We start from the raw sequence: 16,656 nt of genomic DNA, 5'->3' as shown, positions 1-16,656 counted from the left end.
TCAGCCCCCGCCGCCCCAGCCGGTCACGGCCGTGACAGGAATCGTCTCGATCTCCACAAGGCCGGCGAATGGGGCCTGGATGCGCTCGATCAAGGTCGGGTCGTCGGTCTCCAACAACGCAAAGGTCCGCGACCGATCGTCCGCGGCCCAGTCTCCGATCAGCGTCAGACCGTCCGGGATCTCGTCGTAGAAGGCCTGGGCGAGGCGGCCGAGCTCCTGATACTGCTCAGAGGTCAGGCCCGGACGGGTACGGTTGATCAGCATGTACAGCATGGGCGTCTCCGCGGTGCGCTAATCTGCTTTGGGCGAACGACTAAATCATATAGCATCATCGACGCCCGCACCCATCGATGGAGTGACGATGACCGCCCCAACCCTTCCCTCCTCCGCACAGCTCAAGATCGAGCTGATGTTCGACGGCATCCGCTACAGCGACAGCCTAGGCGCTGCCGCCGAGCATGCCTTTCCAAACTTCTACCCCTATCGGTTCAGGCCTGGCGAGCCGAACCCGACCGGCAACGACAAGGTCACGATTCCGTACCTGATGACGCTGCCCGACGAGACCCTGATCCGAGTCAAGGGAACGGCCGATGCCCCCTGGCAGGTGATGGGCGATGCGCTGTCCGGCTACCGGCTGCGACATGATGATGGCCGCGAGCTGCCGGTGGCCTTTACACCACTGCCGCATTGGATGCGCGAGCAAACCAGCGACGGTCTGCCAATGGCTCAAGCAGGCGTCAGCCTGCACGGCGACATGGCGATCATCAATATCGCGCCGGGCTGCGAGTATTTCCTGAACCGGGGCGACAACGGCGACTCCCTGCGCTGCACCTTCTGCGCCTATGGTGCGCCGAACGAGCGCATCAAGCATTATGAGCAGCGGATTGAACAGGCCGAGTTGTCGCCGGTGGCGATCCAACGCATGCAGGAGACGCTGAGGGCGGCGTTGGACGAGGGCGGCATCCGCCACCTATATCTGGTCGGCGGATCGATGAAGGACTGGTCCTTGGAAGGTGACCGCTACCTGGCACTGGCCCAGGCCGTGCAGCAGGTCAACGGGCACCGGCTCCCGGTCTCATGCGGCTCTGGCGCCCTGCCGGCGGATCGGCTGGAGCGGCTCCAAGGCGAAGGTCTCGTCGATCAGGTCTGCTTCAATCTCGAGGTCTGGTCGGCACCGCTGTTCGCGAAGGTCTGTCCCGGCAAGGCGCGTTTTGTCGGCTACGAGCGTTGGCTTCAGGCACTCGATCAAGCCGTCGCGCTCTGGGGTAAAGGCCGGGTGTACTCGGCGATGGTCGCCGGCATCGAGCTGGAGCCCGAGCACGAGATGGGCTGGGATGAGGCTGCCAGCCTGGCCATCGAGGGCGCTGATAAGCTGTGCGAGCGTGGCGTGCTGCCGGTGTACTCATTGTACTGGCCGACCGGCGGGCGCGACCATCCAGACTATTTTGACCGCCTGCACCACTATTTCGAGCGTCTCAACATCGACTATGCCGCCATTCGCCGGCAGCGGGGGCTCAAGATCTCAAGCGACTTCATGTGCCACTGCTGTGCCTACATGCAGTTGGAATGCGACATCGACCGCGGCGTAAAGGAACCTATCGATGACTGAGCAACGGCCGATCCCGGACCCGTCGCCGCTGGTGGCATTATCCACGGCCCATTGGGGTGCCCAGACCTTGTTGACCGCGAACCGCTTGGGCCTCTTCGCGTTGCTAGCCGGGCGGCAGTTGACGGCCAAGACCATCGCCGCCGAGCTTGGCACCGCCGAGCGGCAGACCCGATTGATGCTGAACGCCTGTACCGGTCTAGGTCTGCTGGAGTCGCAGCCGGATGGCTATGTGAACAGCGCGCTCAGCGCCGCCTTTCTGGAGCCAGGCAAGCCCGGTTATCTCGGCGATGCGCTGCGCTACAGCGACGACCTCTATGGAACCTGGGCTCGGCTCGGTGACGCGCTGATCAGCGGCAAGCCGCAGATCCCGGCCGAGGATTATCTGGGGCGGGATCCGGACCAAACCCGCCATTTCGTGCGCGGTATGCACAACCGGGCGTTGGGGGTCGGCCGCGCGCTGGCCGGAATCGTCGACCTGGAAGGGCGTTACCGTCTACTCGATCTCGGGGGCGGCCCGGGCACCTATGCGGCACTGCTCGCCCAGCGTTATCCCAAGCTGCAGGCGACCGTGGTGGACCTGCCTGACATCGTCGCGATTGCGCGCGAGATCATCGACGAGTTAGGCGTCTCCGACCGCGTCACCACGCTGCCCGGCGACTTTAATGAGGACGTGCTGCCGGATGGCAACGATGTCGTGCTGATCTCGGGCGTTCTTCATCGCGAGACCGAGTCCGGCTGCCGCGCGCTGATCGATCGCGCCCGTGACGCGCTGGCACCCGGCGGAATGCTGGTCATCAGCGATGTCTTGACCGATGCGAACGGCAGCACCCCGGCCTTCGCGGCCTTGTTCGGGCTGAATATGATGCTGACGGCCGCCGACGGCGGCGTACATAGCGACGCGACCGTTGCGCACTGGCTCGAAGAGGCCGGCTTCACCTGCATCGAGCGGCATCCGTTCCAGCCACCGATGCCCCATCGCGTTGTGATTGGAGCCAAATGATGCACGAGAACCGATTGACGCAAGCGAAGAGCTCGATTTACCCGGCGGTACTCGCGCTGCTGTTGAGCTGGCCGGCAGCAGCCTGGACCGACGAGACAGCAACGGTCGCCCCGCCCGAGGCGCCGAGCCTCGGCCAGATCCAGCTCGACCGGGAGATGGGCCAGTTTAGCGTGCCGGGCCGCTTCCTCGAGCGTGGTCCGGACCAAGGGCGAGACCTGCTCGAGTACCTAGCCGTCAAACGGAACGGCTACAAGGCCTATGAGGCCGTGCTGGAGCTGGATACGACGGCGACCGAGTTCAATCTCGCCTGCATACTGATCGGCCTCGACCCGGACAACGCGACCTTACCCGAATATCACTTTGATCCCAGGCCGGTGCAGGGTGATCCTGTCGATATCCACGTGGAATGGGATGCGGACGGCACGCTACACCGAGCGCGTGCAGCCGAACTAATCTTGATGAACGGCAAGCCGGTGGACGACCACGGTTGGGTCTATACCGGCTCAACCTTCATCGAGCCCGGCAACATCTATCTGGCAGAGCAGAGTGGCACGCTGATCGGGTTCGTGCACGATGCCGACAGCATCATCGAGCATCGCCACGGCATCGCGCTCAATGCCCCTCAAGCGCCAAGTGTGAACCGAGCGCTGATGCCGCCGCCACAGACACCGATCCGGGTCATCATCCGCAATCCGGCGGAGACGGCGGGGCAGGACGACGCGGCGCCGTCGGCAACTCTCGCCGATTGAGGACTGATGAATGCTACGCCGGGTGACCGCGGTGCGTATTCCGACCCATCGTGACCACCGATTCCGCTTGAAGGTGACCGCGGATTCCGACGGAACGTGACCGCCGATTCCGATCTCAACGTGACCAATCTCCGGTCGGTTTCCGGAATGGCTGGTCACGATGGTGGAATGGCTGGTCACGTTGCATCGGAATCGCTCGCAATGCACTGGGCATTCTCAACTTTCTGCCGCATCACGCGCGTTTCATCCAACCCTGTGGGACGCACCGATGCCGGCGACGAGGATTCCAATGCGACAGATCACCGAAATACTGCGACTGAAGTTCGAGGCCAAGCTTAGCCATGCCACCATCGCGCGCGCGGTGGGGCTCTCCAAGGGCACCGTCGGCAAGGTCATCAGTGTGGCGAGGGCCCAGGGCGTGGCCTGGCCGCTACCTGAGAGCGTGGATGAAGCCGCGCTTGAGGCGCTGCTGTATCGTCCACGGCGCGGGCAGCGTTGGTTGCCCTGATAATTGTCGCCGGTCTCGCAGAACGCACCACTCGGGTCTTCTCGTGTGCGATCGCAGCGCTCGCAGGATTCGAACACCAGATTGTCCGACAGGCTGACGGACTGGTCGGAATCGAGGAAGTTGAAGAATAGAATATCGCCGACATCAGGCCCTTCGGCACCATTCATCCCGTAGCCCGGCTCGTCGATCTCCCACGCCTGGCCGGGAACGGGCGTGCCCGATGTACTCCCCGTCTCGTTGAACTAGCCGTTCAAGCGCTGACTGAGCTCGTGGTCGAGGAACCAGCCAACAAAATAGTCGCCGGCACCGACCAGGATCGGCGAGAGCGTGCCGAGTCCGGTGGTAAAATCGAAACCAATTGCGTGCACGAACCCGGGCGCTGGATCGTAGTAGGTGCCGTAGAGGTCACTATTCACTTTGAGCGCCCACTCCTCGAGGTCGATTGGGACAGCCAAGGTATGCTGACTGGCAAGGCCGAGGACTGCCGCGAGCAGTGTCGATCTTAGATCGTCGGCACGCTATCCCCTTCATTCATGTTCGAATACCGGTCATCGGTCCGACTGCTGCCACAGCGCCATGACCGCATCATGGTCGATGTCGCCAGGCAGATCCTGTGGGCGACTATAATAAAGGTCGCGGAACTCGTCCACGGTCCTCCATCCTTGGCTCGGCAGGAAGACGCGACCAGCGTCGGTGTCCACCGTGAACCGCGTTGGCTCCGCCGGTACCGCCGGCGGCTTTGCGGCGACATGCGGTGCCCTAGAAGCGGCCTCGTCCAGCATTACGGCCATGGCTGGGTCGGGCACGTCAGGTTTCAGAGCTACCGCGCCTCCAGCAGGCCCCTTTTCCGTCTTCTCGCCGCCGGACTCTGCCGCATCCCGGCAGCCCGATGCCGTCAGCGCCAGCAACAACGCCAACGCAAGCGCCGTGTAGGTCGACCCAGGTTGCCGCCAGCTCATCGCCGCCTCCGCCGTCGCTCCATGGGCGTGGCACTAACCTCGTTGGAGTGCAGCGACTCGACGCCCGACGCCATGGACGTGACCACGTAGTAGTAGGTCACGCCATTGCTGATACCGTCATCGAGGTAGAAGCATGGGACACCGCTGCACCCATGATCGGCCGCGAGTAGGTCGTATGGGCCGCCAACCGCCGTGGATCGGTAGACCTTGTAGCCATCAGCACCCGTTACCGGGCTCCAGCTGAGCCCGACCTTGCCGCTCTTGACCCGTGCGGTGAGGTCGAACACGGTTTGATTGACCAAGACGGATGGGTCGACGGTGACCTGGAAGCTATCGCTGCCCGACCCGCCGTCGTCGTCCGTCACCGTAACCTGTACGCTGTAGGTACCGGCCTGGCTGTAGCTGTGGGTCCCGGCCACGCTGCCGCTGCCCGCACCCTGGCTGATGCTGCCGTCCGCGACGGTGCCGTCGCCCCAGTCGATCTCGGCGGTGTGGGTGTCCGCAGTGCCGGCGTCGGTGAAGGTGGCAGGCGCCAGGCTGATGCTGGTGCTCCCCGTCGTGGCCTGGTCAGCGCCAGCGTCCACCACGGGGTCCGCATTGGCAACGGTAGCCGTGAGGGTCGCGCTGCCTTCGCCCGCGTCGTCGTCGGTGACGGTGACGGTCACCGTGTAGCTGCCGTCTTCGACATAGGTGTGGCTGCCGAGGTCGAAGCTGCCGCTGCCGTCGGCTCCAGTGACGGCGCCAGGCTCCGTCGGCGTACCGTCGCCCCAATTAACGAGCCCGACATGGGTGTCGAGCACGCCGGCATCGGAGAAGCTCGCGGCGCCAAAGGTCAACGCGCTGCCCTCCAGGCCGTTGGCGTCGTCCGGCGCTGTGACCACCGGCGCCACGTTGGTGACGGTGACCGTTGTCGCCGCATTGTTGCTGAGTTCGCCATCGGTGACCCTCAGCGCGACATCCAGGATAGCGTCATCTTCCGCCGACAGACTCGCGCTTACGCCGGAGGCGTCGTCGAAGGCCCCGTCGCCATCGAGATCCCAGGCGTACCCGAGTGCTGATGGGCCATTATCTGGATCCGCGGACCCACTGCCGTCGAGCTGAACGCTGCCCCCCTCGGGGGCGCTGTACGGGCCGCCCGGATCAGCGGACGGCGCCAGGTTGCCCGCCTTCACCCGCACGCTAAGGCTTTCCTGACCGCTGTCGCCCTCGTCATCGGTGACCGTGACCGTGACCGTGTAGGTGCCGGGCGCCGCGAAGGCATGGCTCGCGCTGACGGTACCGCTGCCATCGGCCCCCGTGACGCTGCCGGGCGCAGCGGTGCTCCCGTCACCCCAGTCGATTGTGGCGGTGTGGGTGTCCTGGATACCGGGGTCCGTGAAGGTGGCAGGTGCCAGGCTGATGGTAGTGCCCGGCGCGCCGCTCTGGTCTGGTCCAGCATCGACGCTTGGCGCGAGGTTGCCGACGGTAACCGGGAGCATCGCGATGTCCGAGCTGCCATCGCTGTCGGTGACGCGCACGGCCACGGTGTAAACGCCGTCCTCGATCCAGGTGTGGTTGGCAGTGGCTCCGGTATCGCCGGAAGGCGTGAAGCTGCCGTCGTAATCCCAATCCCACGCATAACCTGTGATGGTGTCCACCGGGCCCGGCGTGCTGGCGCGAGCATCGTAGCTACCGGTATCGCCCTCATCCTGGGCCTTGTCGCCGCTGAGGGCGGCGGTAGGCCCGAGGTCGGTTACGGTAACCCCGAGTGTATCGCTGCCCGAGTCACCATCGTCGTCGGTGACCGTGACCGTGACCGTGTAGCGACCGTTGGCGGAGTAGTCGTGGCTTAGCGCAAAGGTCTTCGTGGCCTGATCCAGCGCCAGAGGCCGCTCGCCGCTGCCGTCGCCGTAATCGACCGTGGCGATCCAGGAGTCGGCTCCGGGGTCGGTGTAGGAGCCGGCGACGTTGATGCCGCCGCCCTCGTCGATGACCCGATCCGGACCGGCATCCACGACCGGCGCGACATTCCGGACCGTCACGCTGGTCTCGTCGGTGTCGTCGAGCAGGCTGTCGCCGACGCTGACCCTGACCGGATAGATGCCGTCGTCGCGACCGGTGAAGCTCGCAGTGGCGCCGGTCGCGTCGTCGTAGGCTCCATCGTCATCCATGTCCCAGCGATAGCTCAGGACATCGCCATTGGGATCGGTGGACGCGGAGGCGTCGAGTTCGACGGCCTCGCCCTCGTCGATGGTCAACGGGCCCGCGACCGCGGCCGTCGGTGCCTCGTTGGCGACCACCAGCACGCGGGTGAAGTCCTGGCCGGTCTTGCGCTCGTCGGGATCCACCTCGCCGTCTTCGTCGAGGTCGTTCAGGAAGCCGTTGTCCCAGACCTGGAGCCCCACGTCGAAGGTGCCCAGCGTGTCGAAGATGGCGATGGCCTGCGCGCCGCCGGCCTCATCGAAGTCGCGCGGGAACTCGGCGAAATCCAGCTCCCAGCCGTATTGGGTGATCTGGTCGAAGGGCTCGTCGAGATCATAGGAACCGCTGCCGTCGAGCGGACAGGGAATGCCCTGGGTGCAGACATAGGTTCCGCCCGCGTCGGCGATCGGCGGCCGCGGCGGGATGCTCAGGGTCACCTCGACGGTGTCGGTGGCGGTCAGCGGCGGGACGTTGTTGTCGGTAACCCGTAGTCGCGCCGTGTAGGTCTTTGGCAGTTCCGCCTCGGGGTCGTCGAAGGTGTGCTCGACCGTCGGCTGGTCGGAGACGTGGTCGTAGGTGCCGTCCCCATCAAAGTCCCATTCGTAGCGGACGATGCTCCGGAAGGGGTCGGGGTGATAGGAGTTCGACCCGTCGAACAGGAAGGGCACATTGACGGCCCAGACGCTGTCCTCGCCGGCATCGGCCACGGGCCGTTCCACGAACAGGGTGCGGGAGAGCATGATCACGGCCCAGGCCGAGCGCATGTCCCAGGCCGAGCGGTACTGGCCCTGGAAGCGGCCGTCGGCGCGCTGGTCGTCGATCAGGACGCGGGCAACGCCGTCGTCGGCGTCCTCAAACCAGTCGAGCCCGGTGGTCTTGAAGGTGACGACCTGCTCGGGCAGCGCCAGACGCATTGCCTTCACGAAAGCATACATCGCGTAGTAGTCGCGGCAGGTCTCGGTGCCGGCATTGCGCACGCTGCATGACCACTCGTAGATGACGCTATCGGTGTCACCGCGCGACCAAAGCTCCGCAACCCTTGCCTCGGCGGCTTGCCAACGCGGATCGAGCTTTACGTCCTCGTCGAAGGCGAGCTGCACCAAGCCCGACGGCGTGGTCGCGCGCCCGTCCCCGGCGCCCGTATAGCCGAAACCCACGCCGTTGTTGCTGTAGCTGAGCCAGTTATCATTCCACTCCTTGACCCAGTCCGGAACGGGGATGCCGAAGATCGCCTCCGCGGGCTGCAATCCGATGGCGCCCCATTGCGCCGCGGAATTATCCGGGAACGAGTTCCAACTATAGCGCCAGCCGCCATAGCGCTCGTCGTCGTACTGCCCCCAGGCGAACTGGTCAGCCATGTCGGTCAGGATGTCGAAGTAGCTGCGGCGTCGGACCTGATCGACTCCCGTGACGGTGCGGGCCAGCGGCGTGCGCGATGCGGCGATGGCGTCCATCACCGGCCCGCCCTCGTAGATGGGGCGTCCGCCGTTGACCGTGATGCCGATGTCGTTGCCGTTGGTATCCGGCTCGCCCGCGGTCTGCGTGGCGATCGCATTGGGCGAGAGCAGCGTGAACAGGTATTTGAGACCCCGGCTAACGGTCTCCGCGTAGGGGTTGGTCGCGTTGTCGCCGTGCTCGAAGTGGCCGTTAATCTGGAAGGCCTGCAGGGCGGCGGCGGTGGAGCTGGCGGAATACCCGGCGTAGGCAACCGTCTGCCAATAACCGGACGAGTAGCCCTCGGTCGTGGTCCGCGTCTGGCGTCGATGCAGATACCAGAGCCCCTCGTCGATGGCGACGTTGGTCTCGACCGTCAAGTTCCTGCGCTTGACCAGCACCCGGTAGACATCCTGCCCGCTCTGGCCGTCCGCATCCCAGACCGTCAGCGTGGCCGTAAAGGGCGTGTTGTCCGGGGAATCCGGATAGGTGTGGCTCACCGAGAGATCATAGGGGTCGGTGACCGCGATGCGCCCGGAGCCAGTGCCGTCGCCGAAGCTCCACTCGAACTCCACCGGGTCCGCGTCGCGGACGATGCCCTTGAGGTGGATCGCCTTGCCGTTGTAAGTCTCGTGGGGCGCCAACGGGTCGCCGGCGACCCAGGGCACGGTCACCACGTCCGGCGCCAGGTTGGGCGCCACGGTCACCGGGACGGTCGCGGTGGCCGTCTGGCCGGCGCCGTCTTCAACAGTCAGCCTCGCTTGGATCGCGTTGCTACCGCCGACGACCTCGATGTCGTCGATGTCGGCCGAGACCGAATAGACCACCACCCCGGCGCGCAGCCCGGCCTCCGAAGAATAGTCGGAGTCGTAGAGCTGCACCCAGTCCGCGGCACCGTCCGCACGGTAGAAGTAGGTCGCGCCGGTGGGTTTCAGATCGACGCGCAGCTCGTACCAGGTATTCTCGAGGTAGGTATCGAAGGCACCGCGATAGGTCCCGTTCTCGTAGACCCGGAAGCGGCCATTGTACAAGTAGATCCCGTAGGGCATCTGGTTGTAATGGAAGCTGTCGCTGGTGTTCTTCAGGCCCCAGACGACGTATTCGGTCTGACCGCTCTCCACACGGATACGACCCCGCACGGATTGACCGTCGCGCCTCAAGGCACGCGCAAAGGCGTAGGTGTTGCCCCAGTTCCGGTTGCCCGTGAGGCTGAGCACACCACCCGTCTCCTCCGCGCGGGCGGCGTCCCAGAGACCCCCGTCGAGCGCCCCGTCATCGAAGTTGTCCAACAGCCCGGTCAAACCGGTAGCGTAGGGGTAGATATGGAAGGGCCGCGGCCCGACGGCATCGATGTCGTTCGCAGTATCCCCGTCGCCGTCGCTGTCGATGGCAGTATCGAAATCCCAACGGTACTCGACGATGCCGAAGTCGTCCGTCGAGGCCATCGCATCGAAATAGACCGGTGGCCCATCGACGCCGCCAACATAGGGCCCGCCGGCATCCGCCGAAGGCACCTCGCCGGTGATCACGGTCACCTCTGCCGTGTCGGTGCCAGTCTTGCCGGTGTTGTCCGTCGTCGTCAGCTCGGCCGTGTAGGTCCCTTCGGCCCGGTAGAAATGCCGAGCCCTCGCGCCGGTGCCGGTGTAGGGCAGGTCCGCGGCACCACCGGTGCTGTCGCCAAAGCTCCAGTCGTAGGACTGGATGGCGACATCGTCGCTTGAGCCGCTGCCGTCAAAGGTCAGCATCGCGCCCACCTCGGCTTCGTAGGGACCGCCCGCCTCGGCCGTCGGCGGCGCGCCGTCGGCGATGGTGATGCTGGTCATCGCGATGTCCTCCTGCAGCGCGTTATCGCGCACCCGGAGGGTCAGCTCATAGACGCCGGGCTCGTCGAAGGAGAGGCTTGTGATCGGGCGTTCGTCCGTCTGCTGGACAGTAAACTGGCTGAGCTCGAAGACGCCCCGGTTCCCGACCGCACCGAGCCGCAGATAGGTGTCGGAGAAACTGGAAGAGTCGTACAACAGCGTCCAATCGGCCGCACCCAGTTCGCGGTAGTAGTAAAGCGCACCGGACGGCTGCTTAAGGTCGATGCGTACCTCATGCGCCTGGCCACGGGTATAGCTGCCGACGGTGCCGCGGTTGGCGCCGTACTCGTAGATCAGGATGGAACCGTTGTTGAAGTAGATCGCATAGGGGAACTGCCTGTATGACGCGTTCGAGCCCAAGTTCTTCAGGCCCCACATCAGGTTCTGCGTGCCGGTCGGCGTGCCGATCAAGCCCGTGAAGCTGGTGCCAGGGCCGCGGCGGTACGACTGTCTGGTGACCAGATAGGTGGTCGCCCAGCCTCCGGTCGGCGTGACTCTGACGACGCCGCTGTCGATGGCGGCGTTCAGGCGCTGCCACCGCTCCCCATCCAGTTCCGTCGCGGTGAAGTCGTCGACGATAGACGGCTCCAGGGTCCACAGGTAGTCGTAGATGCCGGCGTCGTCGGTGGACGCGGAGGCGTCGATGGCGGCGGTCCAGACGCCGTGGCTGGCCGTCTCTTCGCCGAAGCTATAGGGGCCGCCGCTGTCGGCCACCGGCGGCGCCCCCCGGGTGACGTCGATGGTCCTGGTGGTGCTGGTCTGCTGGCCGGCCCGGTCGGTCGTGGTCAGCGTCACGTCGTATTCGCCGACCGCTGTGTACTCGTGATCGACGACAGCGCCGGTGGCGGTGGCGCCATCGCCGAAGTCCCACTGGAAGCGGATGATCTCGGAGTCGTCGGTGGAGCCGGTGGCGTCGAAATGCACCGGCCAGCGCCCGCCCACGGCCGTCCCCTCGTCCGCCTCGGCGGGGGCTGCGATGTCCGGGACCGGCGGCTCGCCCTGGGTCACTTGCACCGTCGTGAAGGCCGCGACGCTTTCCTGTTCGGCGTTGTCGATGGCCACCAGGGATAGGTCATAGGTGCCGACGCCGGTATACCAGTGGCGCGCCGAGACGCCGCCGAGATAGGTGCCCAGGTCGTTGTAGCTGTTCGCGCGCCCGAGGGTCTGGATCACGACCGGCTTGGTCGTGCGGATGCGATGCACATCCAGCGGCGGCAGGTCGGCCGGCGTCAGGTGCAGGAAGCCATCGCGCTCCAGGGTCGCGGTCTGCAGGCCGTCGTCGATGTCGATGGCCGTATCGGCGTTGGGCGCGAAGATGACGATGCCGTCGCGCAGCTCGTGCAACAGGAATTCGGTGCCGTCGCGGCCAACGGTCATCGAGATGTCGTCGCCCAGATCGACGATGCCGCTGCCGCCCTCGGTGCTGCCCGCCCAGACCTCGATTGCGGCATCGCTCTCGATGCGGAGTCGGCGCGTGCCGATACCGGGCTGGAACCACAGCTGGCCGGCGAGCATCGCAGCGGTGTAGAGGAGCTCGCCGCTGTCCAGATCGAAGACCTCGATGTTCGCGTCGTCGTAGGCAAAGGCGGTGAGCGCGGCCGTGGTCCAATCGACGGTGGCACAGTAGAAGCGCCGGCCGACCGGCGTGCCGTTCTCGGAGGGGACGGTCGTGTAGCCGTTGCCGCCGACCGTCTGCAGCGCGACCCGACCGCTGGCCACGACCCGATAGAGCGTGTCGCTGATTGGGCTGCTCGTGCTCCAGTATTCGCCGGCGCGCAGCTCGCGCCGGTCGATCTCGACATCCGCGCTGGAGAAGAAGCGCACGACGGCATCCTCGAAGGCAAAGACGTAGAAGCCACTGTTGCCGTCGCGGTGCAGGACGAACTCGTTGCCGACGGCGCTACCGTCCATCGCCGGCATGAAGGCCGAGTGGGCACCGAAGTCGGTCAAATAGGCGACCACAGGCTTGCTGGCCTTGACCTTGAAATAGGTGCCGTCGCCGACGTTGACGTTGTTCCAGCTCTGCAGCCGATCAAGCATGTTGGAGGCGATGATCTCCAGCGTAGACAGATCGACGATGTCCACCTGGGTGCCGTCCTCGGTGGCGACGATGCGCTGGATGGTCGCATCCGGCACGTCATAGCCGTACAGGTCGGTGCCGGTCATGAACGCACCGGTGGCCGCACCATCGGCGACGCCAGTGGTATAGCCGTTGCCGTCGCCGAGATCGATGCGATAGCGTTCGACCCGGGTATCGTCGCTGGAGCCGCCGAAGTCGCCGATGAAGTCCCAGCGCCCGTCCCAGGCATCCCACTCGTCCAAGACGTAGGGGCCGCCGGCATCGGCCACCGGGGCGTCTCCGGCCACCGCCGAGACGTCCAGAATGGTCTGGTGCTGTTGCCCGGCATGGTCTTCGGCCGTGACAACGACGCTGTAGTCGCCAGCGGTCTCGAAGGAATGCGCCAGATCGGTCAGGGCCGATGCACTCTCGGACCAGGTGGCATCCAGCGGCGTGACCTTGACGTTATCGAACCAGGCGGCCTGGCCCCAGGTCAGGAGCCCGATGCCGCCCTCCGCATGGGCGCCGTCGCTGACCTCGAGCACCGGGTCCAGGGTCTCCGTAGCGCCGGCCTCGGTCACCCACAGGCGCATCCGCTCGCCGACGACCTCGATCTTGATCCGATACCAGGTCTCCGGGTCCCAGCCGCTGCCGCCCTCGGCCAGAATGCTATCGGTGTTCCAGTCGTAGAAGCGCCAGAAGTCCCAACTGTCGCGGGAATAGAGCAGATAGGTGTCACGACTGGCGCTGGAATTGGCGTTGCGGAAGGCCACGCCGACGTAGGCGTCGCTCGGCCCCTCGCTGCCTCGGAAGTCCAGTTCGAGGACGAAATCCCCGTAGCGGCGGGTCAGATCCTGGAGCCAGACCCAGGACTCGTTCAGACTGGTCTGAGTGAGCATTCCGTGGGTCACGCCCCAGCTGCCGCCAAAATGGGACCAGCCGTCGCGATCGCCGTCGTCGAAGTCGTCGGCAAGCGGGGCGAGATCGAAGCCGGCGCCGTCGCCCCAGTCGAGGCTGATGGCGGCGAGTCCGACGTCGTCCGAGCTCGCCGAGGCATCGTACCAGCCGGTCCAAACCCCCAGGCTTGCGTCGGTCTCTTCGAGCAGAGCCGGCCCGGTTACGCTGGCCGATGGCGGGGCGCCGGCCTCGACCGTGACGGTGCCGGTGGCAGTGGCGGTCTGGCCGACGACATCTGTGACGCGCAGAGTCACGGTGTAGACGCCGGGGGCTTCGTAAACGACCCGTGGCGTCGGCCCGAGGGGTTGGAGATCGACGCCGTCGCTGGCATCGAGGTCCCATTCGTAGAGGACGATGCCGCTGTCGTCGCTGGAGGCCCCGCCGTTAAGGAAGCCGTGCCATTGCTCGTTCAGGGCCATGGTTTCGTCGAGGACATAGCTGCCGGCCACGGCCGTGGGCGGCGCGCCGGTCACCTGGATGCGAACGGAGCGGCGATCAATCCGGGCCTCGTTGTCGACGACCGTCACGACGGCCTTGTAGTCGCCCTCCTGGGTGTATGTGTGGCTCGGAGTCGCGCCGGTGCCGGTTGTGCCATCGCCGAAGTCCCATTCGTAGGCGCCGATGGCGCCGTCGTCGAAGGACCCCGAGGCGTCGAACTGCACCGTATCGCTGACATCGATCGCCTGGGTGTCGGCGACGACATCGGCAAAGGGCTGCCCGATCTCGCGACCGGCTGGCAGTGCGATGGCCAGCGTCCTGCTGGCGGTCGCGCCGACCTCAAACGCCTGCGCGAAGGTCCCGTCACCGTTGCCGGCGTAGTAGAGCACGCGATCGCGCGTATAGGTGGCCGCGACGACGTCCCGATCACCGTCGTCGTCGATGTCGAAATGGGCGAAGGAGCTGTAGGTGCCGGTATCGAGAGACGGGATCGCGACGCCGGACTGGAAGGTGCCGCTGCGATTGCCCTTGAAGAAAGAGCTGTCGCCGTTGCTGCCGAAGTTGCCGATCAGGTCGGCGGCGTTGTCGCCGTCGAAGTCAGCCAGCATGACGCCGTAGGGATCCCTGCCGGCATCGGCCACGGCCCCGGCGGATGCGGTGAAGTTGCCGCTACCGTCGTTGGTGTAGAGGTAGATCAGGCCGTCGCAGCAGCGACCGCGCGCCAGGTCGAGGTCGCCGTCGCCGTCCACGTCGCCGGCATCGAAACCGCGCCCGCGACCGCCGGTGTGAGGCAGGCGCGCGATCTCGAAGCCGGATTGCAGGTCGCGGCGCGTGATCTCGAAGTCGTCGAACCAGAAGGCCTGCCCAGCGGTCGCCTCGCCGGCGGGGCCGGTCCACCATTCGAATTCGGTGATGGTCGTCGCATCCGGCCACTGGGCCTTGATGGCACGGAACAGGTCGATCTCGACCTCATGCCATTGGCCGTCGTCGATCAGCTCGACCTTCGGAACGTTCGGATAGTCGTACTGGCCACCGTCGGCGGCGGGGCTCCCGCCGAGATAGATCCAGCCCTTGCCGCTGACGTTGAACAGCAGTCCCATGGGCACGCCGGCCGGGATGCGGTACTTGAACGAGACCGTTGAGCCAAGCCGGAGCGTCCAGCCGGACGGATTGATGTCGGTGGACATGCAGGAACCGTCGGCGGTCGCATAGACGCGCATAGAGAAGGTGCCGCCGTCGGGGGCGAGGACGGTGTCGTCGCGCGCCTGCGCGGTCGAGCACTGCTGGCCACCCCAGGTGTCGTCGCCGGTCTCGAAATCGGAGGCGAAGAAGACCGCCTCGCCGAAGACCAGCCCACCCTGGTTCATCAACACCCAGCTGTCGCCGTCGTCGCCGTGGACGGCGAGATCCATCCAACCGTCGTTGTCGAAGTCGCCGGCGGCCATGTCTTCTATGGTGTTCCCGGCCGGAAACGGGGTCGAACCGATGCTTCCGATTAGGACCGGTGCCTTGAAATCGAGCCCGTCGCGCTCGTAGAACTTCAGGTAGAGGGTCGGATTCGTAGTGTCGTTGCCGGTGATGAAGTCGAAATCGCCGTCGCCGTCGAAGTCGGCTATGGCGACGCCGCGGGAGTTGTTGCCAACGTCGTCGATGAGTTCGGGCGCGGTCCAGGTGCCGTCGCCGATGCTGCGGCTGAAGTAGAGCCAGCCGTCGTCCTGGGCCGCGATCAGATAGACCTCGGGGCCGATCGTGACCCGAAAGCTCTGGCTGTCGGACAGGCCCTCGCTGTCTTCCACTCGAACGGTGACGTCGGAGCTGCGCGGGTCGCCGTCGCCCGGGGTCCAGGTGATCAGGCCCGTCGCCGGGTCCACGATCATGCCCGCCGGCGACTCGGTCAAGGCGAAGGTCATGGTGTCGCCGTAGACGAGTTCGGGGTCCTCGACCCGGACCTGATAGCGGTATTCCACGTTCTGGGCCGCCGCGCTCACCGGCGCGGAGACGATCGACGGCGCGCTGTTCAGCTCGCCGACGACGATGATCACGTCCTGGGTGCTGCTGTTCCCGTCGCCGTCGGTGACCTGGAGGCGGGCCCGGTAGACGCCCTCCTCGTCGTAGGTGTACGCGAGCACGGGGCCGATACCGTACCAGCCGTTGCCGAGGTCCCATCGGTATTCGGCAATGGCATCGTCGGCATCGCTGGAGCCCGACCCGTCCAGCACCAGCTCCTCGCCCAGCGCGACCTCGAGGTAGGACTCGGCCACCTCCGCGATCGGCTCGCCCGGATCGGCAAAGATCAGGTTGTCGACGATCACCGCCGAGTCGGCGCGACCGTCCCCGGTATCCGCCACCCGCAACGCCAGCGTGAAGCTGTCGCCGGAACCGGCGTGGGCGGAGACATCGGCCACCAGCTTGCGCCAGCCGGTCTGTTCCGCGTAGCCGGTCCAGGGTGCCGGATAGAAGCTGTCGAAGGTGTCCTGGGCCAGGAGTCGCTCCTCGCCCCCGGCGGTGATCAGCACCAGTTCGACGGTGAAGCGGTCGTTGGTGCGGCTGGGGGTCGGCTCGTTGGTCAGGAAGCTGTAGTCGAGGCGCAAGCTCCCAGTGCCGGCGGGGATGCCGAACCCCTCGACGCGAAGCTCGGCCGCATCCGCGTCGGCGGGCTGGGAGCCCTCGTCCGGTTCCGTGGTCATCAGCAGGGCACCAGCGCCCTGACTCGGGCCGATGATGCCGATGCCCGGAACCAAGCCGACGGCACCCTCGGTCACCGTGCCGGTCAGGTCGCTCTCGAAGCTGCCGTCCGCGCCGCCGACGGCAAAGCTGGCAGCCCGTGCGCTACCGCTCCAACCACCGGCGAGCAGAAGCGCGATCAGGACCAGCGCCCTGCCCATGGTGCTCCAATCGAA

Annotated in this window: 8 protein-coding genes; 4 read left to right on the top strand and 4 right to left on the bottom strand. The window is 65.9% G+C overall.

Features of this window, described 5'->3' with window-relative positions:
- Positions 1 to 273, bottom strand: a complete 273-nt coding sequence (locus tag CKO40_RS00085; protein WP_200343566.1) for a DUF3303 domain-containing protein — start codon at positions 271 to 273, stop codon at positions 1 to 3.
- An 88-nt stretch (positions 274 to 361) separates the two neighbouring features.
- On the opposite strand from CKO40_RS00085, the gene CKO40_RS00080 reads away from it, so the two are divergent.
- The 4 genes from CKO40_RS00080 (at position 362) to CKO40_RS00065 (ending at position 3,866) form a co-directional block, all read left to right on the top strand.
- On the top strand, positions 362 to 1,609 hold the full coding sequence (locus tag CKO40_RS00080; RefSeq protein ID WP_200343564.1) for a radical SAM family protein: 1,248 nt from the start codon (positions 362 to 364) through the stop codon (positions 1,607 to 1,609).
- Positions 1,602 to 2,609: a methyltransferase gene (locus CKO40_RS00075; protein WP_200343562.1), complete on the top strand. Its 1,008-nt coding sequence runs from the start codon at positions 1,602 to 1,604 to the stop codon at positions 2,607 to 2,609. The genes CKO40_RS00080 and CKO40_RS00075 overlap by 8 nt, the downstream gene beginning before the upstream one ends.
- Positions 2,609 to 3,358 (top strand): YdjY domain-containing protein, encoded by a 750-nt coding sequence (locus tag CKO40_RS00070; protein WP_200343560.1) that lies wholly within the window; start codon positions 2,609 to 2,611, stop codon positions 3,356 to 3,358. Before CKO40_RS00075 ends, CKO40_RS00070 begins: the two co-directional genes overlap by 1 nt.
- Before the next feature lie 289 nt (positions 3,359 to 3,647).
- A complete protein-coding gene (locus CKO40_RS00065) occupies positions 3,648 to 3,866 on the top strand; it encodes a sigma-70 family RNA polymerase sigma factor (protein WP_200343559.1) in 219 nt (72 codons plus the stop codon).
- 242 nt (positions 3,867 to 4,108) lie between these two features.
- Here the strand turns inward: CKO40_RS00065 and CKO40_RS00060 are convergent, their stop codons facing one another.
- The 3 genes from CKO40_RS00060 to CKO40_RS00050 form a co-directional block, all read right to left on the bottom strand.
- Positions 4,109 to 4,321 (bottom strand): hypothetical protein, encoded by a 213-nt coding sequence (locus tag CKO40_RS00060; RefSeq protein ID WP_200343558.1) that lies wholly within the window; start codon positions 4,319 to 4,321, stop codon positions 4,109 to 4,111.
- Positions 4,322 to 4,414: 93 nt separating this feature from the next.
- Positions 4,415 to 4,825 carry a hypothetical protein gene (locus tag CKO40_RS00055; RefSeq protein ID WP_200343557.1) on the bottom strand — a complete coding sequence of 137 codons (411 nt, stop codon included), beginning with the start codon at positions 4,823 to 4,825 and terminating at the stop codon, positions 4,415 to 4,417.
- Positions 4,822 to 16,641, bottom strand: a complete 11,820-nt coding sequence (locus tag CKO40_RS00050) for a PKD domain-containing protein (RefSeq protein ID WP_200343556.1) — start codon at positions 16,639 to 16,641, stop codon at positions 4,822 to 4,824. The genes CKO40_RS00055 and CKO40_RS00050 overlap by 4 nt, the downstream gene beginning before the upstream one ends.
- Between the last annotated feature and the right edge of the window lie 15 nt (positions 16,642 to 16,656).

This window comes from Halochromatium glycolicum (assembly GCF_016584085.1).
In the GTDB taxonomy this organism is placed as follows: Bacteria; Pseudomonadota; Gammaproteobacteria; order Chromatiales; family Chromatiaceae; genus Lamprobacter; species Lamprobacter glycolicus.
This window is presented reverse-complemented; position numbering and strand designations above follow the sequence as displayed.

Excerpts from the sequence above, each read along its gene's own strand:
- CKO40_RS00085 (WP_200343566.1), bottom strand. The coding sequence starts at position 273 with ATGCTGTACATGCTGATCAACCGTACCCGTCCGGGCCTGACCTCTGAG.
- CKO40_RS00080 (WP_200343564.1), top strand. The coding sequence starts at position 362 with ATGACCGCCCCAACCCTTCCCTCCTCCGCACAGCTCAAGATCGAGCTG.
- CKO40_RS00075 (WP_200343562.1), top strand. The coding sequence starts at position 1,602 with ATGACTGAGCAACGGCCGATCCCGGACCCGTCGCCGCTGGTGGCATTA.
- CKO40_RS00070 (WP_200343560.1), top strand. The coding sequence starts at position 2,609 with ATGCACGAGAACCGATTGACGCAAGCGAAGAGCTCGATTTACCCGGCG.
- CKO40_RS00065 (WP_200343559.1), top strand. The coding sequence starts at position 3,648 with ATGCGACAGATCACCGAAATACTGCGACTGAAGTTCGAGGCCAAGCTT.
- CKO40_RS00055 (WP_200343557.1), bottom strand. The coding sequence starts at position 4,825 with ATGAGCTGGCGGCAACCTGGGTCGACCTACACGGCGCTTGCGTTGGCG.
- CKO40_RS00050 (WP_200343556.1), bottom strand. The coding sequence starts at position 16,641 with ATGGGCAGGGCGCTGGTCCTGATCGCGCTTCTGCTCGCCGGTGGTTGG.